The organism is Halomonas daqiaonensis (assembly GCF_900109725.1).
GTDB lineage: Bacteria > Pseudomonadota > Gammaproteobacteria > Pseudomonadales > Halomonadaceae > Halomonas > Halomonas daqiaonensis.
In genome coordinates this window covers 25,398-52,078 of the sequence record NZ_FOBC01000024.1, presented here as the reverse complement: position 1 = coordinate 52,078, position 26,681 = coordinate 25,398, and the positions used below count along the sequence as shown (strand labels likewise).

Below are 26,681 nucleotides of genomic sequence, written 5' to 3'. Positions count from 1 at the left end.
AAGGGCGAGATCAACATCGATGACTTCATCACGCATGACATGCCCTTCGAGAAGATCAACGAGGCCTTCGAGCTGCTGCACCGAGGCGAGAGCATCCGCACCGTCCTCCACTATTGAGTCTTCAGGAGCCTGACCCATGACCATGACTGAACACCTCGAACTGGTCTCGGCCAACAAGAGTTTCGATGGCTGGCACAAGCGCTATCGCCACCGCTCTCGGGCACTGGACTGCGAGATGACCTTCGCCATTTACCTGCCGCCCCAGGCCGAGGCCGGGCGGGTGCCGTTGCTGTGGTGGCTCTCGGGACTGACCTGCACTGACGAGAACTTCATGCAGAAGGCCGGTGCCCACCGGGTCGCCGCCGAGCTCGGCATTGCCATCATCTGTCCCGACACCAGCCCGCGGGGCACCGACCTGCCGGGCGAGGATGACAGCTATGACTTCGGTAGCGGCGCCGGCTTCTACGTCAATGCCACACGGCAGCCCTGGAAGAAGCACTACCGCATGTACGATTACGTGGCCGAGGAACTGCCTTCGGTGGTGCGCCAGCACTTCCCGGTCAATGGTCGCGAGTCGATCAGCGGCCACTCCATGGGCGGACACGGCGCGCTGATCCTGGCGCTCCGGCGCCCCGGCCACTACCGTTCAGTATCGGCCTTCGCACCGGTCGTCAATCCTAGCGAGTGCCCGTGGGGACAGAAGGCCTTCTCCGGCTACCTGGGAGAGGACCGCGGCCTCTGGACCCAGTACGATGCCTGCGAGCTGGTGGCCCGCGGGGCCTCGAGCCAGCCGCTGTTCATCGACCAGGGTGACGCCGATGACTTTCTCGAGGAGCAGCTCTGTCCCGAGCGGCTCGAGGCGGTCTGCGCTGAGCACGACCATCCGCTGACCCTGCGGCGACAGCCGGGCTATGACCACAGCTACTTCTTCATCGCCACCTTCATCGAGGAGCACCTGCGCTACCATGCCGAGCGGCTGAGCAAGCGCTGAGCGGGGGCATGCTCGTACCAGGGTGACAGGCTGCCTCCCTTCGAGGAGGCAGCGTCGTTATACTGGCGGGTATTGACGATGAGGCGAGAGGAGCCCATGGACGAGCGAGATGCACGATGAGGGAGTGGCGGCAGCTGGCCTGGCGGGTGCTTTGGCGCACTCTACTGGGCTTCGTGGTGGGTTCCATGGTGCTGGTGCTGCTGCTTCGTGTGGTGCCGGTGTTCGGCTCCATGGTGATGGTGGAGCGCAAGGTACAGTCCTGGTTCGCCGGAGAGTCCCTCGACATTCGCCATCAGTGGCAGCCCTGGGAGAGCCTTTCCGACCACGCCAAGCTGGCGGTGATCGCCGCCGAGGACCAGCGCTTCCCGCTTCATCATGGCTTCGACTTCGGCGAGATGCGCCGTGCGTGGGAGGCCAGTCGTAGCGGGGGTCGCCTGCGCGGGGCCAGCACCATCAGCCAGCAGACCGCCAAGAATCTCTTCCTGTGGACCGGGCGCAGCTGGGTACGCAAGGGGCTGGAAGCCTGGTTCACCCTGCTGCTCGAGGCGCTGTGGCCCAAGCAGCGCATTCTCGAGGTATATCTCAACATCGTCGAATGGGATAGCGGGGTATTCGGCCTCGAGGCCGCCTCACGCCACTACTTCGGTGTCGCCGCCGGCCAGCTCACCGAGACCCAGGCCAGTCGCCTGGCGGCGATCCTGCCCGACCCCCGCGGACGTGATGCGGCGCGCCCCGGTCCCCAGGTGGAACGTCGCAGCGTCTGGATTCGTCAGCAGATACGCAACCTTGGCGGTCCTCACTATCTCGAGCGGCTTTGAGGGCTGCCAGGCCCGCTTCGCACCACCAGCACCACGCCGGCGATGGCGATGGCCATGCCGGCGAGTGACAGCGGCGTCAGTCGCTCGTCGAACAGCCACCACGCCTCCAGGGCGGTCACGGGCGGAACCAGATAGAAGAGGCTGGCCACTCGCGAGGCCTCGCCACGCTTGATCAGCGCCATCAGCAGCAGGATGGCGGAGATGGAGAGTACCAGCACCAGCCACGCCAGAGTCAGCAGGAAGGTGGGAGCCCAGTCGATCTCCCGGGTCTCGAACAGCAGGGCTCCCAGGCCCAGCAGCGTCCCGGCGCCGAGATATTGCACCACGGTGCCGGAGAGCAGTGGCATGCCGGTGCAGAAGCGCTTCTGGTAGAGGGTGCCCAGCGAGATGCCCACCAGCGCCACCAGTACGCTGGCCAGGGCACCGAGGCCGAATCCCTGAAACAGCATCTCGCCAGGGTCGAGCTTGCCGCCCAGTACCAGGGCGATGCCAGCGAGTCCCATCACCAGTCCCAGCCACTGGAGACGTCCCAGCCGTTCGCCCAGCAGGGGGCCGGCAAGCCCTGCGGTCAGCAGGGGTTGCAGCCCCACCAGCAGGGCGGCCAGGCCCGCTGGCATCCCCTGGTAGATGCTATAGAAGACGCCGCCCAGGTAGGCGCCGTGGACCAGCAGGCCGGAGATTGCGATGTGGCCCCAGAGTCTCGCGCCCCGTGGCCATTCGCCGGACAGCCAGTGTGCCAGCGGGACCAGCAGGGCGAGGGTCAGCATGAAGCGTACGGACAGGAAGGTGAAGGGCTCGGCATGGGGCAGGCCGAACTTGGCGCCGATGAAGCCGGTGCTCCAGAGGGCCACGAAGAGAAAGGGCATGGCGGCCAGCCAGGCCTGGCGTTGACGTGCCGATGTCATGGCTAAGGGCTTCCAGGGTCAGGGGATGTGGGCATCATCGCGGCACGGGGCACGCGATGCCAATCTTGCGGATTGTGCTTTGGTCGTAGGCGAAGTGTCGACGGAGAATTGGTAAGACCAAAATTTTGCCTGTATAGACAGAGTGTTGCCCTCCGCAACTCCTTGGTCTGACCAATTTTCGAAGCTGGCTTGCGTTGAATGTCGCTATTGGCCGGAGGCGGGCTTTTCGCTAGGTTTCGCTTAGGTTTCGCCTTGGAAGACGTTTCCAGATTACGAAACCTTTCCCGGGCCCCGCAGGGAAGGCGGTGTCAGCCGTACGGTGAATCCTCCGTGATTACCGGCGCACGAGGTCGGCCATGGATGACAACAACAAGTGTTCGTCTACGTTCGCGGCATCCGCGGACGCCACCACATCAGGAGTCCATGCCATGCAAGACGACAAGCAGCCGTCAAGCATTTCATCCGTCGACAACGACAACACGAAAGTCCTCGAGGAATTCAAGACCCCGAGCCGACGTAACTTCCTGAAGGCTGCAGCCGTCGGATCGGCGGCGGCCGTGGCGGCCCCCTGGATCGGTAACGTCCAGGCCCAGGAGGGCATTCGTATCCGCATGCAGTCCTCCTGGCAGCCGGGTACCACCGGTTACAAGATTTTCGAAGAGTGGGCTGCCAACGTCGCCGAGTTGACAGGGGGCGAGGTGCGCATCGAGCCCTTCCCCGCTGGTGCCGTGGCCGGTGCCTTCGAGGTCGCCGATGCGGTACGCAACGGCGTGATCGACGGCCAGAACTGGTTCACCGTCTACTGGCCCGGCAAGATGCCGGCCGGCGTATTCCTGACGGCCTATCCGATGGGCCTCTCCGTACCCCACCAGTGGGACATGATGTTCGGCGCCTACGGTGGCTTCGGCATCGCCAAGGACCTCTATCGCAAGCAGGGTCAGGAACTGCTGGGCTATGTCCACCACGACCTCAACCTGATCCATTCCAAGATTCCGCTGCGTAGCTTCGACGATTTCAAGGGAATCAAGCTTCGTATGCCGGGCGGTATCGTCGCCGAGACCTTCGCTGCCATCGGCGCCCAGACCACCCTGCTGCCGGGCTCGGAGGTCTATCCGGCGCTGGAGAAGGGCACCATCGATGCTGCCGACTACACCGGCGCTGCGGTGAACTACGAGTTGGGTTTCTGGCAGGTCGCCGACTACATCATCATGGGCCCGCCCTCCACTCCCTGCCTGCACCAGGCCGTCGACCTTATGGACATCGCCGTCAACCGTCGCACCTTCGAGCGCATGTCCCCGCAGACCCAGGACCTCATGCATGATCTTGTGGCCGCGTATTCCCGCGAGCACTATGCGGCGATCCAGAAGGCCAATGCCGAGGCCTGGCCGAAGTATCGCGAGAAGGGCGTGGAAATCATCCACCTCTCCGAGGACGATGCCAGCCGTTTCCGTGATGCTGCCATCCCGCTGTGGTTCAAGTGGGCCAACAAGGACCCGGATGCCGCGCGACTGTTCAAGGCGCATCTCGATACCATGATGGATCCGGCGGTGGCGTTGATCACCGAAGAAGATATCAAGGGCTACGAACTCAACGTCTGAACCGCCTGTACGACCAAACCGGGTGTTGTAGGCCGTGGGCCGCAACACCCGGTTTGGGTAGGGTAACCACTACTGATCTCGCATCCCGTCGACTCGATGATCCGTAGCCATCGCCGGGAGGTGATGGTGTCGCGGAGGAGTATCCATGAATCTTGATATCGAATTTGTTCTTCCGCACTGGCTCTACTGGTCGGTGCTGCTGATCTTGCCGCTGGTGGTGATGTTCTTCGTCGATCGCAGTTTCCGGCGTGGCGGGGCCATCGACGGTGGCGACACCGCCGAGGTGCCGCCCGGCCAGGAAGTCGAGGTTGCCTATCAGCCCCCCGGCAATCTGTTTACCAACGTCGTCGACCGCATTTCCGGGTTTTCCGGCCGTTATGTGGCCTACTGGGCGTTGATCGCACCCTTCATCTTCACCTACGAAGTGCTGGTTCGCTACGCCTTCAATTCGCCGACCAACTGGGCCCACGAGTCGATGACCCTGATGTTCGGCATGCAGTACCTGGTGGCCGGTGCCTATGCCCTGCGCGAGGGAGGGCATGTGCGGGTCGATATCCTCTACAGCCGAGCCAAGCCCCTCAACAGGGCGGCGCTCGACCTGGTCACCTCGATCTTCTTCTTCATCTTTACCATCGCCTTGCTGTTTACCGGCTGGAAGTTCTTCTCCCAGTCGGTGAGCGACGAGTTCTTCTTCGGGTCCAGCTACGCCAACGAGACCTCCTTCACCGAATGGGCCATCCAGTTCTACCCGGTGAAGTTCATGCTCTTCTTCGGTGCCTTGTTGCTGCTGCTGCAGGGATTTGGCCAGCTGATGCGTGACGCCCAATCCTATCGCTATCACTGGCGCCTGCATAACGGCAGCCGGACCTTCGCCCGTGTGCTGCTGATCATCGCTGGGCTGCTGGCGGCCTGGTTGGCCTTCGAGATGATCAATATCGCAGTGACCGACTACGACAGCCTCGCCGGCAGCCTCGAGAATAGCCTTGGCTCCGTAGGCATTGGTGCCCTGACGCTGGTAATGTTCGGCTCGCTGATGGTGGTACTGGTAGCGGGTCTGCCGCTGGCCTTCGTTACCGGCGGCTTGGGGGTGGCCTTCCTCTACCTGATCGGCGATCAGAATATGCTCAACCTGATGCCCTCGCGCATCTTTCCGATGATGACCAATTACCAGCTCTCGGCGATTCCGCTGTTCATCTTCATGGCTTCGGTACTGGAGAAGGCGGGGATCATCGAGGAGCTGTTCGACGTCGTCTACAAGTGGATGGGCGGTCTCAAGGCGGGCCTGGCCATCGCTACCATCATCGCTTCCACCCTGCTTGCCGCCATGGTCGGCGTGATCGGGGCCGCGGTTGTGACCATGGGCCTGATCGCCCTGCCGGCGATGCTCAAGCGCAACTACGACCCGGAGATTGCCATCGGCTCGATCATGGCTGGTGGGACCCTGGGCATCCTGATTCCACCGTCTATCTTGGCGATCATCTACGGCGTAATTGCCCAGCAGTCGGTGGGCGAGCTCTACCTCGGTTCGCTGATCCCCGGCCTGATGCTGGCCTTCATGTACGGGTTATACTGCTGGATGCGCGGTACCCTCAACATCAAGCTGGCGCCACCGATGCCGGTCGAGGACCGGGTCGACATGAAGGAGAAGGTGCGGCTGCTGCGCAACATGTTGGCACCGATCATCCTGGTGATACTGGTACTGGGCATCATCTTCACCGGTATCGCGACGCCGGTCGAGGCCGCCGGTATCGGTACCTTTGGTGCTCTGGTGGTGGCCGCCATGCACAAGCGCTTGACCTGGCCCAACCTGCATGCTGCCTGCATGAGCACCCTGGTAGCCTCGGCGATGGTGATGTGGATCATCTTCGGCGCCAGCATCTTCGTCGGCTTCTACATCCTGCAGGGTGGTCAGACCTTCGTTCAGGAGTTGATCTCCGGCGCGGGTCTCGGCCCCTATGCGGTGCTGTTGCTGATGATGGTGCTGCTGGTGGCCCTGGGGATGTTCCTCGATTGGGTGGGCATCCTGCTGCTGGCCGTGCCGATCTTCGTTCCATTGATCCAGGGCATGAGTTTCGATGGCATGTTCGGTTTGCCAGGGGTCGACCCCACCGACGTCTCGCTGTGGTTCGGCGTCATATACCTGGTCAACATGCAAATGTCCTTCCTCAGCCCGCCGTTCGGCTATGCGCTGTTCTACATTAAGGGGGTCTGTCCGCCGCACATCACCATGGCGCAGATCTTCCGCTCCTCCTTCCCCTTCCTGGGTATCCAGGCGCTGGGGCTGCTGTTGGTGATCCTCTTCCCGGCACTGGTGACCTGGCTGCCCAACCTGGCCTATGGTTGACGCCAGGCGTTCGAACTATTGAAGTATCAACGGCGCTCCCGGCAGGGGGCGCCGTCTCTTACAACCTGTAACAACACTCTGTGAACTCGTCGCTCCACCGGGCGTCACAGAGGTGCACATTCATAACGCAACACCCTGGAGGTATTCATGCAACGGATGACTGCTTTGTTCTCGGCTGCACTACTTTCTCTCGGCCTGGCTGCCACCGCCCAGGCGCAGGAAACCCAGGACTCGGCCGCCGCGGACCAGCCGCAGGCTCAGGCGCCGGTTCAGGACTTTTCTGACGAGCAGCTTCAGCAGTTCGCCAACGCGTCTCAGGAGATCGCCGTGATTTCCCAGGAGTACACATCGGAGCTGCAGGCGGCAGAGGATGAGCAAGCCCAGCAGGATGTCCGCATGGAGGCCAATGACAAAATGGTCGAGGTGGTCGAGGACAGCGGTCTCGACGTGGATACCTTCAATGCCATCGGTCAGGCCATCCAGCAGGACCCGGAGATGATGCAGCGCGTTCAGGAGATGGTCGAGTCGTAAGGACAGCCATATCCCGGCCGAGGTAATCGGCAGACGAGGGCCACCCCACGGGGTGGCCCTCGTCATGTCTGGTGGTCAGCCCCCGTCCCCTTTACAGCCTCTCGCGGGCATTCCAGACTGATGCCATACATGACACTGGTGGGAGCGTGACGCATGGACGTGGAACTGCTTGAGATCCGCCAGCATCTGGCACGCTTCGCTCCCTTCGACGGACTCTCCGACGAACTGCTCGATGAGGTGGCCGGTAGCGTGGAGGTGGCCTACTTCAAGGCCGGCAGCGATATCCTGGAGCTCGATCAGGAGGTCCACGAATTCTGCTACATTCGCAGCGGAGCGGTGGAAGTCTATCGTCGCGGCGGTGAACTCTACAACCGCCTGGGCGAGGGCGACATCTTCGGTCACTTCAGCCTGATGCGGAATCATCGTGCTCGCTTCCCGGCCCGCGCCATGGAAGACAGCCTGATCTACTTCATCCCCGAGCCCGCCTTTCAGCGGCTCTGCGAGGCCGACGACAACTTCGCCGACTTCGTCGAGCTGGAAAGACCGCGTCTGGAATCGACGGTCAAGGAGCAGAAGAAGAACAGCGACATGTTGATTACCCGGGTGCGCAAGCTGCTGACACGTTACCCGGTGATGGTCGAAGCGTCCGCCACGGTGCAGGAGGCTGCCCGTCAGGTCACCCAGTCCGGCGCCTCTGCCGTGCTGGTGCTCGATGCTCCCGGTGACAACCCTCGCTATACTTTCCGCGACAGCGAGGATCGCCGCTGGCAGGTGCGAGGCATCCTCACCGACAGTGACTTCCGCAAGCACGTCGTCGCCGAGGGACGTCCCTCCGAGACGCCTGTGGGGGAGGTGATAGGCTCCCGGCTGATTGCCATCCAGTCCGACGAGTCGGTGCACGAGGCGATGCTGTGCATGCTGCGCAACAATATCCATCACCTGCCGGTGATGTACCGTCGCCATCCCGTCGGCATCGTGCACCTCTCCGACATCATCCGCTACGAGACCGGCAGCAGCCTCTACCTGGTGAGCAACATCTTCCACCAGTCCGGCGTCGAGGGGCTGGCGCGGCTGGCCCCCGACGTGCGTGCCGCCTTTGTGCGCATGGTTGAAGAGGGCGCCGACTCGCGCATGGTGGGCAGCGCACTTTCCACCATCGGGCGCAGCTTCACGCGCCGGCTGCTGGAGCTGGCCGAGGAGGAGCTGGGCCCGCCACCGGTGGGCTACTGCTTCATGGCCAATGGGTCCATGGCGCGTAACGAGCAGTCCATCGTCACCGACCAGGACAATGCCCTGGTACTCGCCGACGACTTCGATCCTGAGCGCCACGACGCCTATTTCCTGGCGCTGGCACAGCGGGTCAGCGATGGTCTGGATGCCTGCGGCTACCCCTACTGCAAGGGTGACATCATGGCGACCAACGCCCGCTGGCGGCAGCCCCTGTCGGTGTGGAAGCAGTATTTTTGTGACTGGATCGATCACCCCTCTCCGGAACGCTTGTTGCATAGCTCGATCTTCTTCGACCTGGACGCCGTCTACGGTGAGAATGCCCTCGTCGAGCAGCTCCAGGATCTGGTCGCGACCCGCGCCCCCAAGAGCCCGCTGTTCCTGGCCGCCATGGCTCGCAATGCCCTGAATCGGACCCCGCCGCTGGGCTTCTTCCGGACCTTCGTGATGGAGAAGGATGGCAAGCAAAACAACTCCATCAACCTCAAGCGTCGTGGCACTGCGCCGATGACGGATCTGATCCGGGTGCATGCCCTGGCCTGTGGGTCGCGTGCCCAGAACAGTTTCACGCGACTCGACGATATCGACCGCACCCAGTTGCTGGCCACGGGAGTGAGCCAGAAGCTGCGCTATGCCCACGAGTTCCTCTCGATCTCGCGGATTCGCCACCATGTGATCGATATCGAGCACGAGAGGACGCCGGACAACAACATCGAGCCGGAGAGCATCTCCGACACGGAACGTCACAACCTCAAGGATGCTTTCCAGGTGTTGAGCAACGCCCAGAAATTTCTCAAGTTCCGCTACCCCATGCCCTCACGGTCTCGCTGAGATGGCCATGATTCGTCTACGTCCGAGAGCGTCGCCCCCCAAACCGGGCTGGCCAGATTACCTAGCTGGCCGCGCCGCAACGGCCAGGGACCCACGCCTGGCCCGCTATTTCGCCGCCGGCCTGCCGGACCCCGAGACCCCCATCGGCGAGGTGCCGATGGTGGCCATGGACATGGAGACCACCGGCCTGGACGAGCATCACCACGCCATCGTCAGCATCGGCGTGGTGCCCTTCACACTGGGACGCATCATCCTGGCACAACGTCGCCACTGGGTCCTGCGTCCTCCGCGTCCGCTTAGCAGCAAATCGGTGACCTTTCATCACATCACCCATGCCGATATCGCCAAGGCCCCGGACCTCGACGAGATTCTCGATGAACTGCTCGAGGTTCTGGCGGGGCGCATGGTGGTGGTGCATTTTCGCCATATCGAGCGCCCCTTCCTGGACGCCGCGGTGAAGGCGCGGGTCGGAGAGGGCGTGATGTTTCCGGTAATCGACACCATGTCGCTGGAGGCGCGCATCCACCGCCAGTCGCTACTGGCCCGCTTCAAGCGCTGGGTCGGGCGACCGCCGGCTTCGATTCGCCTCAACGACAGTCGCGCGCGTTACGGTCTCCCGCCCTATTCGGGGCATCATGCGCTGATCGATGCCCTGGCCACTGCCGAGCTGCTGCAGGCCCAGGTGTCTCGCCACTACAGCCCGACGACGCCGCTGAGGGTGCTCTGGAGCTGATCCGGCCGGCCCCCGCCGGCATTAATAACGAAGAAGGCGGCTCTGAGGCCGCCTTCCTGGTTGCAGGCTGGTTGCAGGTCGGCGCCAATAGCGCCGACATGAATGTTGCTACTATTTGGCGCGTGGCTCGCTCATCAGACCCTTGACGATGCCGTAGCAGCCCACCAGCAGCACCAGGGTGAAGGGCAAGCCGGTGGTGAGGGCGGCCGTCTGCAGCGCGGCGAGACCGCCGCCGAGCAGAAGCGCGATGGCCAGTGCCCCCTCGATCAGCGCCCAGAAGATACGCTGGGGCTTGGGAGCGTCCACCTTGCCGCCGGCGGTGATCGAGTCGATCACCAGCGAACCGGAGTCCGAGGAGGTGATGAAGAACACGATCACCAGCGTGATCCCGACGAAGGAGGTGATGGCGCTCAGCGGCAGCTGCTCGAGCATGGTGAACAGCTGCAGCTCCAGGGCCGCATCCTGCACCTGGGTGATGCCGGAATTTACCACTTGGTCGATGGCAGTGGTACCGAAGGCGGTCATCCACACCACCGAGGCAAAGGTCGGTACCAGCAGTACGGAGATCAGGAACTCACGCACGGTACGGCCGCGGCTGACGCGGGCGATGAACATGCCGACGAAGGGCGACCAGGCGATCCACCAGGCCCAGTAGAAGGCCGTCCAGCCCTGGCTGAAGTTGGCATCCTCACGCCCGAACGGCATCGAGAACGCCGGCAGGTGGGTCACATAGCCGATCAGATTGTCGAATATGCCGGTAGCGATCATCAGCGTGGGGCCGACTGCAATCACGAACAGCAGCAGCAGGGCGGCAAGCACCATGTTCAACTGGGAGAGGCGCTGTACGCCCTTGTCGACGCCGAGCAGGATGGAGCCCAGGGCCACGAGGGTAATCCCCAGGATCAGCAGCACCAGGGTGGTGTCGCCGGCGGGGATGCCGAACAGATACTCGAGACCCCCGGCCGCCTGGGTGGCGCCGATGCCCAGCGAGGTGGTCAGGCCAAACAAGGTGGCGAATACCGCCAGGATGTCGATCACGTGCCCCGGCCACCCCCAGATGCGCTCACCCAGGATGGGGTAGAAGATCGAACGCATGGTCAGCGGCAGGCCCTTGTTGAAGGCGAAGATCGCCAGCGACAGGCCGACGATGGCGTAGGCACCCCAGGGGTGAAACCCCCAGTGGAAGATGGTGGCGGCCATGCTCAGGTCGATGGCGCCGGCCTGGTCACCCTCGGCACCGCCCAGCGGTGCCCAATCGGTGCGCACGCCATCCTCGCCCATGCTGATACCACCCATGGCGGTGCCGTAGTGGCCCAAAGGCTCAGATACGCCGTAAAACATCAGCCCAATGCCCATGCCGGCGGCGAACAGCATCGAGAACCAGCCTGCGTAGCCGAAGTCCGGTGTGGCATCGGCGCCGCCGATGCGTACCTTGCCCAGCGGGGTAAAGATCAGCACCAGCGCCAGGATAACGAAGACGTTGGCTCCGAGAATAAAGAACCAGCCAAGATTGGTGGTCAGGAAGTTGAACATGCTGTTGAAGATCGGCTCCATCTGATCCTGCAAGGCCAGCGTCAGGATTACGAACAGCAGGATCACGATGGAAGAGAAGATAAAGACCTTGCCATGCAGGTCCAGGTCAACGCCAAACTTGTTGGTGACGATGTTGTCCTGGCCGATCACATAGTCGGTGTCGATCAGGTTCGCCGCCCCCTGCGGGGCGGGAATGCCCTCGGAACCGGTATCCGGCTCCTGGGGTTTCTCGTCTTGATCGTGAGGATCTTTAGCCACGAGACATCTCCCTTAGTGTCGTCGGGTTGGAAATCATCTGAGAACTCATTTGGATTTGTTGTCGAAGGGCCTGACCAGAAAGACCGAGGCCTTGGTATGGCTGGCCACCTTGCCACCATGGGACGGTATGATGACGTCCAGGTGCTTGGGCGGATGGGTCGGCATGACGACCAGATCAGCGCCGACTTCATCGATGGCCTTGATCAGGATGTCATCGAGATCGGCGATCACGTCAGGACTGTTGATGGTCTTGGTGCTGACCGGCTGACCATGTACTTCGGCCCGTTCCTTTGCAAAGGCTTCGAGCTTCTGCGCGTATTCCTGGGGCGTCCGCGCCACGCTGCTCGGTGCGTTGGAGGTGACGCCCACATAGCAGACTTCGGCATCGTAGTGTCGAGCAAGGTCCGCCACCTTTTCCAGCGCCGGCTCGATCACATCGAGATGTGCCAGATCGACCGGCACCATGATCTTTTGGAACATGCTTGTATCTCCTTGTTGATCGCAAAGGTGATGCGAGGTGCTCAGTGTGGCCGTTTACCGCCAGTTTGCCAGGCGAGAGTTCAACGGCCGCCGTTCGCGTCCGGTTCCATGGTACCCATACCCGGCAAGGATTGCTGGGTATGTCTGCTTTGTGCGACAGCCCTGGACTGTCGCCCGAGCGCCCAAGAGAAGGGGAGGCACCTTTCGGTCCTCCCCTTGGAGTCGATGCAGTCAGCCTCGCGAGAAACGCGAGGCCCGGCATGCCCTTACGACTCGGGCAGCCACTGCTGGACAACGTCCTGGTTCTCCTCGACCCACTGCTTGGCATTCTCGTAGGGGTCGGCGTCGTCCTCCTGGTTCATCAGCATGACCTCGCCCATCTGCTCCGGAGTCCACTCGAAGGCGTCCAGGATGGCGTAGGCCTCCGGCATGTCCTCCTCGAGCCCCTGGCGGGCGATGGTGTGGATCTGCTCGGCGCCGCCGTACACGTTCTTGGGGTCCTCTAGGTACTTGAGGTCCCAGCGGGCGAACATCCAGTGCGGGGTCCAGCCGGTGACCACGATGTCCTGCTCGTTCTTGATGGCGCTGTCCAGCGCGGCGGTCATGGTGGCGCCGCTGCCGCTCTGGAGGTTGATTTCTTCGAGCTCATAGGCCTCGAGGACGTCTTCGGTGAGGCTCATGATGCCTGCGCCCGGGTCGATGCCGACGATGTTGCCTTCAAAGTCCTCGGCGCTCTCGTTGAGCTCGGCGATGGAATCGACGTCGGTGTAGGCCGGAACCACGAGGCCCAGCTTGGTACCGTCCAGGTTGGGACCGAGGTCGACGACCTCATCACCCACGCGCTCCATGTAGTCGGCATGGGTGGTGGGCAGCCAGGCGGCAACGATGGCGTCGGCATCACCGGTGGCAACGGCCTGCCACATGGCGGCGGCCGAGAGTGAGGTCATGTCCACCTCGAAGCCCTGCTGCTCGAGCACGGCACGCACCACGTTGGTGGAGGCGACTTCGGAGGACCACTCCACGTAGGCCAGATGTACGCTGCCCTTGTCCTGGGCCTGGGCGGCACCGGCAGTGAGTACGGCGCCAGTGGCCATGGCCAGGCCGGCGAGACGGATGCGACGGTTCAGCGGATGCTTCTTCATCGTGTTCCCCTTTTCTTGACGTTCAACCACTTACCTTGGAGGTGCTCCTGGCGAGATGCAAGATGCCGCCTCAACGCTCAGGTCTTGCGGCCCTTGCGCAGGGACTGGGTCACACGGTCGAGCAGCATGGCCAGGATCACCACGGCGATGCCGGCCTCGAAGCCGTCGCCCGGGCGCAGGCGCTGAATGGCGCGCCACACCTCGCTGCCCAGCCCATCGGCACCGATCATGGCGGCGATCACCACCATGGAGAGCGCCAGCATGATGGTCTGGTTGATGCCTGCCATCACGGTGGGCAGCGACATCGGCAACTGCACCTTGATCAGCTTCTGGCTGCGGGTCGCACCGTAGGCATCGGCGGCCTCGATCAGCTCCACCGGGACCTGGCGGATGCCCAGGGTGGTGAAACGAATCGCCGGCGGCATGGAGAAGATCACCGTGGCGAAGATCGCCGACACCGAGCCGATGCCGAAGAAGGGAATCGCCGGGATCAGGTAGACAAAGGCCGGCATGGTCTGCATGAAGTCCAGGATCGGCATGATCGTCTTGTAGAGCCGCTCCGAGAGTGCCGCAGCAATGCCCACGGGAAGGGCCATCACCACCGCCACGAAGGTGGCGATCACTACCAGGGTGAGGGTCTCGATCATCGGCTCCCAGAGCCCCAGGTTCCAGATCAGCGCCAGACCGAGGGCGGCACCGATGCCTAGGCGAAGGTTTGCCACCCACCAGCATAGGCCGACGACGATCGCCAGCAGGCCCCATTCGGGCAGCCACATCAGGCCATCGTTGAGCCCGTCGATGCCGGTCTGGGTCACCCGGGAGATGGCACGGGTGACGATGGAGTACTCGCTGGTCAGCCAGTCGAGGCCGCCCTCGATCCAGTCGCCCAGCGGGATGCTCGGAATCTCGATAGCCATCATGCGTCTCCTGCCGATGCCATGTTCTCGTTGGCGTTTTCGTTTCCGTCTTCACTCCCCTCTTCGCTCAATTCTGCAGGTTCGGCGGCCCGGGCCAGTTCGTCGAGAACGGCGCCCTTGACCACCACGCCCAGCAGCTTGCGGTTGTCGTCAACCACGGCGATGGGGAAGCTCTTCTCGCTGAACATGGCGAAGAGATTGTGCAGGGGCTCGCCGGGGCCGACGGCCCGGAAGTCCTGGGTCATGAAGTCGCGAATGCTCTCCTGACCCTGCTTTTCGGCCTGCTCCACGGCGTTCACTTCGACGAGACCCTGCAGCTTGCGGTCGCGGGTAGTGACGTAGATGGAATCGATGCCGTTCTCCTTCATCTTGCGCAGGGTAGTGCGCGGGCCGTCCTCCGCGCGGGCGGTAGCGCGCACCGGCCGCATGGCATGCTGGGCGGTGAGGATCCTGGACATGTCCACACCCTCGATGAAGCGCGCCACATAGTCGTCCGCGGGGTGGGTGAGGATCTCCTCCGGCGTGCCGATCTGTACGATCTCGCCATCCTTGAGCAGGATGATGCGATCGCCGATGTTGATCGCCTCGTCCAGGTCGTGGGTGATGAACACCGTGGTCTTCTGCATGCGATGCTGCAGCTCGAGCAGTTCCTGCTGCATGTCACCGCGGATCAGCGGATCCAGCGCCGAGAAGGCCTCGTCCATCAGCAGCACCGTCGAGTCGTTGGCCAGTGCCCTGGCCAGCCCCACCCGCTGCTGCATGCCGCCGGAGAGCTGGTTGGGATAGGCATCCTCCCAACCATCTAGGCCGACGTGGTGAAGGGCATTGCGCGCCACCTTGACCCGCTCTGCCTTGTCCACGCCGCGAATCTCGAGGCCGAATTCGGCATTCTGCTGTACCGTGCGGTGGGGGAAGAGGGCAAAGTTCTGGAACACCATGGAGAAGTGGCGGCGGCGGCAATCCAGCAGTTCCTTTTCGCTGAGCGCCGGGATGTTCTCGCCGTCGATGACGATCTCGCCCTCGGTGGGCTCGATTAGGCGGTTGAGGCAGCGGATCAGGGTCGACTTGCCCGAGCCGGACAGACCCATGATCACCAGCAACTCGCCCTCGTAGACATCGAAGTCGATGTTCGACAGCCCCAGCGTTAGGCCGGTCTTTTCGAAAATCTCGGGGCGCTTCAGTCCCTGTTCGCGCAGTTCGAGCGCCTTCTTCGGCTGGCTGCCGAAGACCTTGCTCAGGTTGCGTACCCGAATCTTGACGTTTCGGTTCTCGTTCATTGGCTCTGCCTTTTGTCGGCTTCCCGTCATCGGGCGGGTTGCGCCGAAGGGTCGAGTGTCGTGACGTAAAAAAACGACGCCATGATGCTTCACTGCAGCATTGACGGCGCATCAGGTGACGATGAAGTGGAACCTACCCTAGCGGTTATTGAATGATCATTCAAATTAAAATCCAGGGTGTCGAGGTTATTCGGCGGGAGTCAGGCGATACAGCCCCCCGTCAGCGTGGTCGCTGAGCAGGTAGAGGGCGCCGTCGCGACCCAGGTGCACATCGCGGATGCGGCCGATCTCGCCCTCGAGGATCACCTCGCGCTCAACCACCTCGTCGCCGTCCAGGGCAAGGCGTACCAGCCGCTCGCTGGCCAGGCCGCCAGCCAGAAGGTCGTGCTCCCACTTGGGAAAGGTGTCGCCGGTCACCTCGGCCAGGCCCGAGGGGGCAAAGCGACCCTCGAACACATGCACGGGATCACGCATGCCGGGGGCGCTGTCGAGCCCGATGGGGAGGTTGGTGGCGTAGTCGTTGCCGCGGCTCACTTCCGGCCAGCCGTAGTTGACGCCGGCCTCGAGGCGGTTGAGTTCGTCGCCGGTGCGCGGGCCGTGCTCGGTGGACCAGGCAGTGCCGTCAGCGGCTACGACCAGCCCCTGGGGATTGCGATTGCCGTAGGTGAAGAGTTCGGGTCGGGCGTCCGCGTCGTCGATGAAGGGGTTGTCGTCGGGGACCTCACCGTCCTCGGTGAGGCGCAGGATGCTGCCGGCGTGGTCGCCTCGGTCCTGGGCGCGCTCCGGACTGCCGCGCTCACCGACGCTCATCAGCAGGGTGCCATCGTCCCGCCAGGCAAGCCGCGAGCCATAATGGCGGCCCGGCCGGGAGAAGCGGTCCTGGACGAAGAGTTCTTCCACATCCACCAGTCCGTCGCCCTCTAGCCGCGCGCGGCTGAGAGTGGTGGCGCTGACGCCATGGCGGGCCTGGCTCCAGGTGAAGTAGACCCAGTCGCTGCCCTCGCCGTAGTCGGGATGCAGGGCGATATCGAGCAGGCCACCCTGGCCTCGGGTAGAAACCTCGGGGACACTGGACAGGCGGGTTACCTCACCTTCCTCGGTGACCCGTGCCAGGCGACCGGGGCGCTCGGTAACCAGCCATTGGCCGTCGGGTAGCTCGGCTACCGACCAGGGGTGCTCGAGGCCGGAGGCTACGCGTTCCAGGCGCAGATCATGGTGGTCGGTGGCGATGCGCTCCTCGATCACCTTGGCGGCCAGGCCCGGGCCGGCGACCAGGGCACCGCCCAGCAGCAGCGCGGTCGAGAGTGCTTGACGTGGTGTGTGCATGCGGCTTCTCCCTCGAAGGTTGTTCTCGTATAGGGGCTCTACACAAGGACTCTACACCAGGACGCTGCCGGCAAGAGGGTGTTCCCCGTAAGCACCGTCGACGGGTTGGCGCTACATCAAGATCGCCAGCAGGATCGGCAGATAGATCAGTGATAGCAGGGTGGAGCAGAAGACCAGGCTCGCCGTGTACGCGGGCTCACGCTTGGCCCGTTGGGCGAAGAGGTAGTTGAATACCGCCACCGGCATGCTCATCTGCAGCACCAGAATGGTCAGCGCCATAGGCGGTAGCGCCAGCAGGGTGCCGATTACCCAGGCGACCCCGGCGGCCAAGGGGATCCGCAGCAGGCTGAAGCCGATACCGGACTTCAGGCTCCTCACCTGGATGCTGGCCAGCGAGACGCCCAGGGTGATCAGCATCAGCGGTACCGTAAAGCCCGAGATCAGGTCGACGCTGTTGTCGAGCCACAGCGGCAAGGCAGTGTCGGTGAGCAGCAGCACCAGCGAGATCAGGATGGCGTAGACGGTAGGGGTCTTTACCAGGGTCTTCAGCGGATTGCCGCGGCTGATGAGCATGGTGCCCAGGGTGAACTGAAAGAGTGCCACCGTGACCATCACCGTGATGCCGAACACGAAGCCCGACTGGCCGAAGGCGTAGAGAACCACCGGCAGCCCCATGTTGCCGGTATTGGGGTACATGGTCGGTGCCAGCAAGACTCGCCAGTCGCGTTTCAGAAGCCAGGCCAGCACGAAAGCCATGCCCGCCATGGCGGTGAGCACCAGCGCCGTGGCCAGCATGGTGCGCCCGAAACTGCCGGCGTCGATCTCGGCCCCGGAGAGCGAAGCGATCACAAGGGCCGGGGTGCCGATGTTGAACACCAGCCGAGTCACGAAGGCCACCGGGAAGTCGTGGCCGAGACGCACCCAGGCGAAGCCGAGTCCCGACCCGGTGAGCACGGGCGCCATCACGGCGAAGAGTTCGGCGAGCATCTGGTCGTCCCTGAGGAATGAGTGCCGGGTATTGTCGTGAATCGGTGACCGTCCTGGCAAGGCAGCCGATCAGGCGACTGCCTGCCACTCCCTTGGCACGGCGTCGCGGAGGAAGTCGTGCATGGGGATTCAGAATTCGTAGCGGGCGGAGAGCCACAGCCTCCGGCCCTCTTCGCTGTTGGCGTAGACGTTGCCGTAGCTGCCTCCATCGTCGTAGGCGCGGTAGTCGACGAAGTCCTTGTCGAAGAGGTTGTAGAGGGTGGCACTGACCTCGACGCTGTCCGACACGGCGTAGCTGCCGCCCAGGTGGAAGAGCGCGTAGGCCTTGAAGTCGCCCAGGTCGTCGAAGGAGGGCGCGCCGCGCACACGTTCACGAGCGCGGTAACGCTCGCTGCGGTACTCACCCGTGAGCCAGGTGCTCAGCTTATCGGTGGCCTGCCAGCGCAGGGTGGTGTTGACGGCGTGCTCCGGGGTATCGGTCAGCGGCTCGCCTTTCTGTTCACCGCTCTTCTGCTCGCTGTCGGTGTAGGTATAGTTGGCGCTCAGGTTGACCGTCGGGGACAGCTGAACACGGGTCGTGAGCTCGATACTCTGGGTCTCGGCCTCGTCGATATTGATCTGCTGGGCATAGCTGCCGGTGGGAATCAGCGGATCGTTATCGATGAAGATATCCGGGCCGTCGGCGATCTTGTCGTCGAACTGGTTGTGGAAGAGCGTGGCGCTGGCCAGGAAGCCTTTGCCATTGTCGTACTGTGCGCTCAGCTCGCTGCTGGTGCTCGTTTCCGGTTCCAGATCGGGATTGCCGATGGTCAGGATGGTGCCCTGGCCGGTCACGCCGTTGACGCCATCGTGCAAGTCGTTGAGCGAGGGTGTCTTGTAACCCCGGCTGACGCCGCCTTTCAGCGTCCACGCGTCGGTGGCGCTCCACACCAGATAGCCACGCGGGCTGAACTGGCTGCCGAAGGCGTCGTGATGGTCGTAGCGTCCGCCTAGGGTCAGCGCCCAGTCGTCGGCCAGCCACCACTCATCCTCGGCAAAGAGCGCCCAGGTGGTCTGTTCGAAGGTTTCGGTGGCCAGGCCGTCGGTCAGCTCGGAATCCATCCACTGGCCGCCAAGGGTCACCATATGCTCGCCTAGCGGTAGGGTGAACTTGCTGTCGAGCACCGTATTGGTAGTCTTTAGTTTGCGCGGGTCGCCGATGGTCAGCTCAGGCAGGGCAGGTAGGGGTTGCCCGAAATCTCCTCCGCTGCGGCGTCCTGGGATGGTGCGCCCCGTGGTCTCGGTAGTGTTGCGCATCAGGCTGGATTCCAGGGTGCCGGCGGCGAAGTGCCCAGTATGGCCGATGGCCAGCTGGTCGCGCTCGAAACGCAACTCATCCGAGTAGCCTCCAACGCGCCCTTGAGAATCGTCTAAGGTGCCTAACTGGGCCTCATCATTATTGTAGCGCTGGCGGCTGGTCTCGCCGTCGAGCCACAGCTCCTGGTTCTCGTGCGGCGTCAGGGTCAATCTGGCGCCCAGGTTGTAGACATCGCCCTCCACAGGACTGGGGCCGCGCTGGCTGACGGGTACTTCGGTACCGTCTGCCTCGGTGTAGGTCAGGTTCGAGGCGTCGCGATCAAAGAAACGGCCACGCACCTGCAAGCCCAGAGTGTCCTCGACCAGCGGGCCGGTGGCATAGAGGCTGGTGGCGCGACTGTCGCCGAACTCGTCGTGCTGGTTGAAGGTGCTCTCGACCTGCACCGATCCGCTCCACTCGCGACCCACCTTGCGGGTGATGATATTGATCACCCCGCCCATGGTGTCGGAGCCGTAGAGGGTCGACATCGGGCCGCGGATCACTTCGATGCGCTCGATACTCGATACCGCCGGGAAGAAGCTGGTTGCGGTTTCGCCGAAACCGTTGGGGGTGACGCTGCCGGCGGTGTTCTGGCGGCGGCCGTCAATCAGCACCAGGGTGTAGTCGCTGGGCATGCCGCGGATGCTGATGTTATGCCCGCCGGTCTTGCCGACCTGGCCGCCGACGTCGACCCCTTCCACGTCGCGCAGTGCGTCGGCGAGGCTGGCCACGCGCTTCTGCTGCAGTTCCTCGCGGGTGATCACCGAGATGCTGGCCGGCGCCTCGGCCATGGCCTGCTAGAAGCCGGCGGCGGTGACCACGATGTTATCCAGCCGCTGGCTATCCTGAGCCAGGGCCGGCAGGACGGAGGTGGTGACGGCCAGCGCCACGGCGTTCGCCAGGGCATGAGGAGGGAAGCAGTTCATGGGAATCCTTGAATGATATTGATTATTAATAGCGAATTTATTCTAGTGGAGAAAGTCCAACAATTGATACTTATTCTCATAAAACGCTGAGTTGCAGATTTCGCAACAATGAAAAAAGCCCGGTCGATGACCGGGCTTGGCGGGCGGATAGCGGCGGAGGCGTTACTCGTTGGAACGCTCGGCAGCCTCCTGGGTCTGTTCGCCGACGTTCTCCAAGGCCTGGCCGATGCGGTCCAGGGCCCATGTAGCTCCTTCCTGCGTGGTCTCCCAGGCACTGGCGGCGCCTTCCTTGGTCTCTTCCCAGGCCTGCTGGGCCCCTTCTCGGGCGTTTTGCCACCAGTCGTTGGTGTATTGCGGCTGCTCAGCGATCTGCTCCTCGCTCAGGTCGACGTTCACCCGGTAGTCGATCTCATCGAGGCTGTTGCCGTCCTGGGTCTCGACGGTGAACTTGCCGGATTCGATCACGAAATGCTGATCGCCCTGGAAGTCGAGCAGATCACCGGTGTCGATGACCAGGGCACGAACCTGCATGTCGTTGTCGAGCAGGATGTCCTCGACGTCGCCGATCTGCTCGCTGCCGGACGTGGCATAGACATCGGCACCGAGCAGTTTGCTTGTCGAATAGAGGCCCTGGGGCTCGGCCATGGCAGTGCCAGCGGCCAGGCCTCCGGCGAGCAGCGCCCCGAGGGAGGCCTGCTTAATAACGTGATGGAGGGGGTTGCGGTGGGTCATTCGTTCACTCCTTGTGATTCGTGAAGGTCCATATGACCGATGACGCCTGTCGACGCCTCCCTCATTAGTGTGGCCAGCGGCTGGCAAGTTCAATGGCTGCCTCGTGGCAGGCCCGGTCATCGGCGCCTCAGGCCCCACATGAAGTAGGCGCCGCCCAGCAATGAGGCCACCAGGCCGGCGGGTATCTCCGCGGGAAACAGCAGTTGGCGGCCCAGCCAGTCCGCCAGCACCGTCAGCAGGGCGCCGATCAGTGCGGCCCCGAGCAGATGGGCGCGGGCCCGTGAGAAGCCCGCCAGGCGGGCCATGTGGGGAGCCAGCAGGCCGACGAAGGAGAGTGGGCCCACCACCAGGGTGGCGCAGGCGGTCAGTAGCGCGACCAGCAGCAGCAGTGACAGCCGGGCACGCTCCACCCGCACCCCCAGCGCCACGGCCGTGGCGGCGCCCAGCGGCAGGATATCCAGCCAGCGGACGAAAGGGTGTGCCGCCAGCGCCAGCACCACGGCAAGGCCCGCGACCAGCATCGCGCTGACGGGGTCGACGTAGTAGGTGGAGCCCGAGAGCCAGGCGATGACTTGCTGGCTGCGGGGGTCGCCGCCAGCCAGCACAATGGTGCGCACCGCATCGAACAGGGCGGTGATGGCCACGCCACTGAGCAGCAGACGCTCGGGTACGAAGCCGCTGCGCCGATTGAGCACGACCAGCACGGCCAGGCTGGTCAGCGCGCCGAGGGTGCCGGCGGCGACAAGCGTCAGGTTGCCGGGGGCCGGCAGCAGGAATAGCGCAGCGATCAGGGCGATGGCGCTGCCGCCGCTGATGCCCAGTACTTCGGGGCTGGCCATGGGGTTGGCGGTGAGGCGCTGGATCAGGGTGCCGGCGATGGCCAGCATCACGCCGCTGCCCGCGGCGGCCAACATCCGCGGCCAGCGCCACTCCAGCACCGCGATGTCGAGGGTCGCGAACCAGCCGCCGGCTTTCTGGCCCAGCATCAGCGCGAGCACGATCGCCGCGAGCAGGCCAAGGGCCAGGTTCGTGGCCAGGCGCCCGGGAGCGGGATGGCGTGGGGCCAGAGTGGTAGCTGGGTTGGGTGGACGACCGGCCTCGAGGCGCAACCTCGGAATCAACCACAACAGCAGCGGTGCCCCCAGGGCGGCGGTGGTAGCCCCAGTGGGAATGAGGGTCGGCAGGGTGCCGGCGAAGCGCTGCAGCAGCAGGTCGGTGGTGGCGAGCAGCAGGGCGCCGAGCAGCGTCGACCAGACAAGCCGTGGCCCCAGACGTCGCGCGCCGGCCAGGCGCACGATATTGGGCGCCGCCAGGCCAATGAAGCCGACCACCCCCACCACACTGACCACACAGCCGGTGAGAAAGATCGCCAGCCCCAGCCCCGCCAGGCGCAGGTGCTTCAGCGAGACACCCAGGCTGCGGGCGCTGGCGTCGTCGAGTTCGAGCACCGTCAGCGGGCGCAGCAGCAGCCAAGCCGCTAGGCCGCCCAGTAATAGTCTAGGGGCCAGGAAGGCGGCGTCGTCCCAGCCGTTTTGGGCCAGTGAGCCGGCGCCCCAGATTAGCAGCCCCTTGAGCGTCTCCTGATGGAAGAGCAGCAACACCATGCCCAGGGCCCCGAAGTAGAGGTTGACCACCAGTCCTGCTAGCACTACCAACGCCGGCGAAAGGCCGCGGCGCCAGGTCAGGGCGAAGACCAGCGCCATGGCGCCGCCGCCACCGGCCAGGGCCACCCATTCGCGTCCGGCCAGCAGCAGGCCCGGGGCGAGCAGGGTGGCGGCCATCAGCGCCAGGTTTGCGCCGCTGGTTACTCCCAGGGTGGTGGGGGCGGCCAGTGGGTTGCGCAGCACCTGCTGCATCAGCACTCCGCCCAGGGCCAGGCCACCACCGGCCAGCAGCGCCATGGCCAGGCGTGGCCACCAGCTGTAGTGGCGCACCAGCGCCTCGGCACTCGTCGGCGTCACGGTCGTGAGCGCCCGCAGGCCATCGAACAGTCCCTCTTCTGCAAGCGAGCCGAGTATCAGGGTCAGCAGTGCCAGGCCCGGCAGCAGGCAGACCAGGGCGGGGGCCTGGCGGTGGGCGGCCTCAGTTGCCATGAGGCGTCTCCTCCAGCGCGGCGACCAGGTGTTCGGCGAAGCGTTGCGCCGAGGGCAGGGCACCGAAGCTCCACACCGGCGGCAGGGTGACCAGGGACTCATCGCGCACGCTCGGCTGCTGCTGCCAGAGGCCGCTGTCGGCCAGCGCCGCCTCGACTCCCACCGGGTAGGGCTCGACTACCACTAGCCGCGCCTCCAAGCCGGCCAACTGCTCGAGGCCCACCAGCGAGAAGCCCCAGGCGTTGGTTTCGCCATGCCAGGCGTTGTCCAGCCCCAGACGTGCCATCACGGCCTGGTAGAGGCCACCAGCGCCGAATACCCGGACATGGCGCTCGTCCATGAACTGCACCACCAGCAGCGGCGGCACCCGCTCGGGAAGTCGGTGCCGCAGGGTCTCCAGCTGCGTCTGTGTCGCGTCGATCAGACGCTCGGCGGCCGCCTCGCGCTCGACCAGGCGGCCGACCTCGAGGGTCAGTTCACGCAACTGGGGCCAGGTCTGGTGACCCGCTGTGTAAAGCGGCAGGGTCGCTACCGGGGCGATGCGCGAGAGCCGCGGCGCCAGGTTGGCGAACATCGGCGAGATCAAGATGTGGTCGGGAGCGAGGCTCGCCAGCAGCTCCAGGTTGGGTTGGCTGCGCAGGCCGAGATCGACGGTCGCCTCGGGCAGTCGCGGCGCGCTGACCCATGCATGGTAGGCGTCGCGCTGGGCAACGCCGGCCGGGGTGACACCCAGTGCCACCAGGGTCTCGGCCAGGGTCCAGTCGAGGGTGACGACGTCCTGCTGGGCTTGGGCGCGGGGGATTGGCAGCAGCACCAGGGCCAGCAGCATCGTGGGAACGAGGCGGCGGCGCAGCCAGGCGAGCGCGTCAGGCATGGACTAGGGCGACGGGATGGCGGCTGGCGGGATGCGCCATCACCCGCATGGGGATACCGTAGATGGCCTCCAGCGTGGCCTCGTCCATCAGTTCGGCCGGGGTGCCCCGGGTCAGCACGCGCCCGTTGTGCAGGGCGACCAGATGTTCGCAGTAGCGCGCCGCCATGTTGACGTCGTGAAGCACGATGACCACGCCGAGCCCCAGCGTCTGGCTAAGCCGGCGGATCAGCGCCAGTACCTCCACCTGGTGGGCGATGTCGAGCGCCGCGAGCGGCTCGTCGAGCAACAGGAAGTCGCTGCCCTGGGCCAGCAGCATGGCCAGCCAGACCCGCTGGCGCTCGCCGCCGGAGAGGGTGTCGACCAGGCGCTCGGCAAAGGCCTCGGTGTGGGTTGCAGCGATGGCCCGGTCGATGGCTGCCTCGTCCTCGTCGGTGTGGCGGCCCAGCAGGCCGCGCCAGGGGTAGCGGCCCATGCCCACCAGCTCGCGGCCGAGCAGATTCTCGGTGGCGGGCAGCTGCTGGGGCAGGTAGGCCACACGGCGGGCGAATTCGCGCTGCCCCCAGCGGGCCAGGGGGCGGCCGGCGAAGTGTAGTTCGCCATGGCTGACCGGCTGCTGGCGGGCCAGCAGCTTGAGCAGGGTCGACTTGCCCGAGCCATTATGGCCGATCAGGCCATGCACCCGGCCGCCCTCCAGGGTCAGGTCGGAGGCGGCGAGCAGCGGCCGGTCGGCGATCGCGAAACCGGCTCCGCGCAGTTCGAACATGCAGGACGCTCCTTCGGCGGGCCCCGGGCGGGGCGGGCGATGGGCGCTACCTTAGCTCCGATGGTAATGGTTATCAATATGATCCGTTTCGAACTGGTCGCCTTCCCGGTATGCTGTGGCGTTTCATTCGCCAGGACCCGTTCACCATGTCTGACTCCACCACCTCCAGCTTCCGCGCCCTGGCGCGCCTGCTGCGCTATGCCCGCGGCTATCGCCGCCGGATCATCGCTGCCAGCGTCTGCTCGGTCATCAACAAGCTGTTCGATATCGCTCCGGAGATCCTCATCGGTGTGGCCATCGACGTGGTGGTCAATCAGGAACAGAGCTTCGTGGCGGGGTTGGGCTTCGAGTCCGCCCGGGAGCAGATCCTGATACTCGGCGTACTGACCTTCTTCATCTGGGCCGGGGAATCGCTGTTCGAGTACCTCTTCCAGGTGCTGTGGCGCAACCTGGCCCAGCGGCTGCAGGCCGACCTGCGCCAGGATGCCTACGAGCATGCCCAGCGGCTCGATATGGGCTTCTTCGAGTCGCGCAGTTCCGGCCAGCTGGTGGCGACCATGAACGACGACGTCAACCAGCTCGAGCGCTTCCTGGACGGTGGCGCCAACGCCATGATCCAGGTCGGCGTCACCGTGGTGGCGGTGGGGGCGGTGTTCTTCGTGCTCTCGCCGCTGATCGCGCTGCTTGCCTTCACGCCGATTCCGCTGATCGTATGGGGCGCCTTCTACTTCCAGCGCAAGGCTGGGCCGCTCTATGCCGAGGTGCGTGAGCGGGTCGGCGACCTCTCGAGCCGGCTCTCCAACAACCTGGCCGGCATCGCCACCATCAAGAGCTTCACCGCCGAGGCTCGCGAGGCCGAGCGGCTCCGCCAGGCCAGCGAGGCTTATGTGGAGGCCAATCAGCAGGCCATTCGCATCAGCTCCGCCTTTATCCCGGTGATCCGCATGGCGATCCTGGCCGGCTTCCTGGCCACCTTCACCGTGGGCGGCATGATGGCCCTACAGGGCGACCTGAATGTCGGCGCCTACGGCGTGCTGGTGTTCCTCACCCAGCGGCTGCTGTGGCCGCTGACCGGCCTGGCTCAGGTCATCGACCTCTTCGAGCGCGCCATGGCCAGCACGCGGCGCATCCTCGACCTGCTGGCCACGCCGATCGTCGTGCGCGACGACAGCGGACGTGCACTGGCCGAGCCGGTGCGCGGCGAGGTGGCCTTCGCTGACGTGAGCTTTCGCTACCCGGGCAGCGACGAGGGCGTCAGCGAGGTCCGGCTGGCGGTGCCAGCGGGCCATACCCTGGCCCTGGTCGGCGCCACGGGGTCGGGCAAGTCGACCCTGATCAAGCTGCTGCTGCGTTTCCACGATCCGCAGGCGGGGGAGATCCGCATCGACGGCCAGCCGATCCGAGAACTGGACCTGACCTCGCTGCGCCGGGCCATCGGCCTGGTCAGCCAGGACGTCTACCTGTTCGAGGGCCCGGTACGGGCCAACATCGCCTATGGCAAGCCGGATGCCCCGGAGGCCGCTATCATCGAGGCGGCGCGCACCGCCGAGGCCTGGGACTTTATCCAGGCGCTGCCCCAGGGGCTCGATACCCCGGTGGGGGAGCGCGGCGTGCGTCTCTCCGGCGGTCAGCGTCAGCGCCTCTCGCTGGCCCGAGCGTTGCTCAAGGACCCGCCGATTCTGGTGCTGGACGAGGCCACCAGCGCCGTGGACAACGAGACCGAGGCGGCCATCCAACTCTCACTGAAGCGCATCGCCCACCAGCGCACCGTGATCATGATCGCTCACCGGCTCTCGACCATCGTCCACGCTGACGAGATTGCCGTGGTCCATGGGGGGCGGGTGGTCGAGCGCGGTACCCATGGCGAGCTGCTGGCGCGCAACGGGCGCTACACCGCCCAATGGCGGGTGCAGACCGGCGAGATCGAGGCGGCGGACGCCCCGTTAGCATGACAGCACCGGGGCCAGCATGGCCCCGGTGCCACGAGAGGGCGACCTATCGTTGTTAAGGCAGATGCGAATCATTATCATAATTATTCTAATCCATGACACGAGGCTCG

Annotated in this window: 22 protein-coding genes and 1 pseudogene; 9 read left to right on the top strand and 14 right to left on the bottom strand. The window is 64.5% G+C overall.

The window, feature by feature from the left end; genetic code table 11:
- The 3 genes and pseudogenes from BMY30_RS18215 to mtgA all read left to right on the top strand — a co-directional run.
- A pseudogene (locus BMY30_RS18215) lies at positions 1-117 on the top strand (S-(hydroxymethyl)glutathione dehydrogenase); the annotation flags it as partial.
- A 19-nt stretch (positions 118-136) separates the two neighbouring features.
- Entirely contained in the window at positions 137-991 is an 855-nt protein-coding gene (gene fghA, locus BMY30_RS15815) for an S-formylglutathione hydrolase (RefSeq protein ID WP_089715464.1), read from the top strand.
- 116 nt (positions 992-1,107) lie between these two features.
- On the top strand, positions 1,108-1,809 hold the full coding sequence (mtgA, locus tag BMY30_RS15810; RefSeq protein WP_089715462.1) for a monofunctional biosynthetic peptidoglycan transglycosylase: 702 nt from the start codon (positions 1,108-1,110) through the stop codon (positions 1,807-1,809).
- On the opposite strand, the gene BMY30_RS15805 is transcribed toward mtgA, so the two are convergent.
- A complete protein-coding gene (locus BMY30_RS15805) occupies positions 1,791-2,714 on the bottom strand; it encodes a DMT family transporter (RefSeq protein WP_089715460.1) in 924 nt (307 codons plus the stop codon). The two genes, mtgA and BMY30_RS15805, sit on opposite strands and share 19 nt — an antisense overlap.
- Positions 2,715-3,142: 428 nt before the next feature.
- Between BMY30_RS15805 and dctP the strand changes: the two genes are divergently transcribed.
- From dctP to BMY30_RS15780, 5 genes are all read left to right on the top strand, one after another.
- Complete coding sequence (gene dctP, locus BMY30_RS15800; protein ID WP_089715456.1) at positions 3,143-4,312, top strand: TRAP transporter substrate-binding protein DctP; 1,170 nt, start codon at positions 3,143-3,145, stop codon at positions 4,310-4,312.
- Positions 4,313-4,457: 145 nt separating this feature from the next.
- Entirely contained in the window at positions 4,458-6,656 is a 2,199-nt protein-coding gene (locus BMY30_RS15795; protein ID WP_089715454.1) for a TRAP transporter large permease subunit, read from the top strand.
- 147 nt (positions 6,657-6,803) lie between these two features.
- Positions 6,804-7,187 (top strand): DUF4168 domain-containing protein, encoded by a 384-nt coding sequence (locus BMY30_RS15790; RefSeq protein WP_089715453.1) that lies wholly within the window; start codon positions 6,804-6,806, stop codon positions 7,185-7,187.
- 153 nt (positions 7,188-7,340) lie between these two features.
- On the top strand, positions 7,341-9,245 hold the full coding sequence (locus tag BMY30_RS15785) for a DUF294 nucleotidyltransferase-like domain-containing protein (RefSeq protein ID WP_089715451.1): 1,905 nt from the start codon (positions 7,341-7,343) through the stop codon (positions 9,243-9,245).
- Positions 9,246-9,252: 7 nt separating this feature from the next.
- Positions 9,253-9,978: a 3'-5' exonuclease gene (locus tag BMY30_RS15780; protein ID WP_089715472.1), complete on the top strand. Its 726-nt coding sequence runs from the start codon at positions 9,253-9,255 to the stop codon at positions 9,976-9,978.
- A gap of 111 nt (positions 9,979-10,089) precedes the next feature.
- Here the strand turns inward: BMY30_RS15780 and BMY30_RS15775 are convergent, their stop codons facing one another.
- The 13 genes from BMY30_RS15775 to BMY30_RS15720 form a co-directional block, all read right to left on the bottom strand.
- Entirely contained in the window at positions 10,090-11,769 is a 1,680-nt protein-coding gene (locus tag BMY30_RS15775; protein ID WP_089715449.1) for a BCCT family transporter, read from the bottom strand.
- Positions 11,770-11,814: 45 nt separating this feature from the next.
- Complete coding sequence (locus BMY30_RS15770; protein ID WP_089715447.1) at positions 11,815-12,249, bottom strand: universal stress protein; 435 nt, start codon at positions 12,247-12,249, stop codon at positions 11,815-11,817.
- 266 nt (positions 12,250-12,515) lie between these two features.
- Positions 12,516-13,391, bottom strand: coding sequence for a glycine betaine ABC transporter substrate-binding protein (locus tag BMY30_RS15765; RefSeq protein WP_089715445.1), 876 nt, complete (start codon positions 13,389-13,391; stop codon positions 12,516-12,518).
- A gap of 77 nt (positions 13,392-13,468) precedes the next feature.
- A complete protein-coding gene (locus BMY30_RS15760) occupies positions 13,469-14,302 on the bottom strand; it encodes an ABC transporter permease (protein ID WP_089715470.1) in 834 nt (277 codons plus the stop codon).
- Positions 14,303-14,307: 5 nt separating this feature from the next.
- The gene (locus BMY30_RS15755) at positions 14,308-15,585 is read right to left on the bottom strand and encodes a quaternary amine ABC transporter ATP-binding protein (protein WP_089715443.1); all 1,278 of its coding nucleotides are present in this window, start codon (positions 15,583-15,585) and stop codon (positions 14,308-14,310) included.
- Positions 15,586-15,771: 186 nt separating this feature from the next.
- Positions 15,772-16,911, bottom strand: coding sequence for a PQQ-dependent sugar dehydrogenase (locus BMY30_RS15750; protein ID WP_089715441.1), 1,140 nt, complete (start codon positions 16,909-16,911; stop codon positions 15,772-15,774).
- A 111-nt stretch (positions 16,912-17,022) separates the two neighbouring features.
- A complete protein-coding gene (locus BMY30_RS15745) occupies positions 17,023-17,898 on the bottom strand; it encodes an AEC family transporter (RefSeq protein WP_089715439.1) in 876 nt (291 codons plus the stop codon).
- Between the two features lie 129 nt (positions 17,899-18,027).
- Positions 18,028-20,025, bottom strand: a complete 1,998-nt coding sequence (locus BMY30_RS15740) for a TonB-dependent receptor domain-containing protein (protein ID WP_244516244.1) — start codon at positions 20,023-20,025, stop codon at positions 18,028-18,030.
- A 6-nt stretch (positions 20,026-20,031) separates the two neighbouring features.
- Entirely contained in the window at positions 20,032-20,160 is a 129-nt protein-coding gene (locus BMY30_RS18325) for a hypothetical protein (RefSeq protein ID WP_280140910.1), read from the bottom strand.
- A gap of 162 nt (positions 20,161-20,322) precedes the next feature.
- The gene (locus BMY30_RS15735) at positions 20,323-20,892 is read right to left on the bottom strand and encodes a PRC-barrel domain-containing protein (protein WP_089715437.1); all 570 of its coding nucleotides are present in this window, start codon (positions 20,890-20,892) and stop codon (positions 20,323-20,325) included.
- Positions 20,893-21,008: 116 nt separating this feature from the next.
- Positions 21,009-22,985 carry a Fe(3+)-hydroxamate ABC transporter permease FhuB gene (gene fhuB / locus BMY30_RS15730; protein ID WP_089715436.1) on the bottom strand — a complete coding sequence of 659 codons (1,977 nt, stop codon included), beginning with the start codon at positions 22,983-22,985 and terminating at the stop codon, positions 21,009-21,011.
- Entirely contained in the window at positions 22,975-23,859 is an 885-nt protein-coding gene (locus tag BMY30_RS15725; RefSeq protein ID WP_089715435.1) for an ABC transporter substrate-binding protein, read from the bottom strand. Before BMY30_RS15725 ends, fhuB begins: the two co-directional genes overlap by 11 nt.
- A complete protein-coding gene (locus BMY30_RS15720; RefSeq protein WP_089715433.1) occupies positions 23,852-24,622 on the bottom strand; it encodes an ABC transporter ATP-binding protein in 771 nt (256 codons plus the stop codon). The genes BMY30_RS15725 and BMY30_RS15720 overlap by 8 nt, the downstream gene beginning before the upstream one ends.
- A gap of 146 nt (positions 24,623-24,768) precedes the next feature.
- On the opposite strand from BMY30_RS15720, the gene BMY30_RS15715 reads away from it, so the two are divergent.
- Positions 24,769-26,574, top strand: coding sequence for an ABC transporter ATP-binding protein (locus tag BMY30_RS15715; protein WP_089715468.1), 1,806 nt, complete (start codon positions 24,769-24,771; stop codon positions 26,572-26,574).
- The last annotated feature ends 107 nt before the right edge of the window (positions 26,575-26,681 follow it).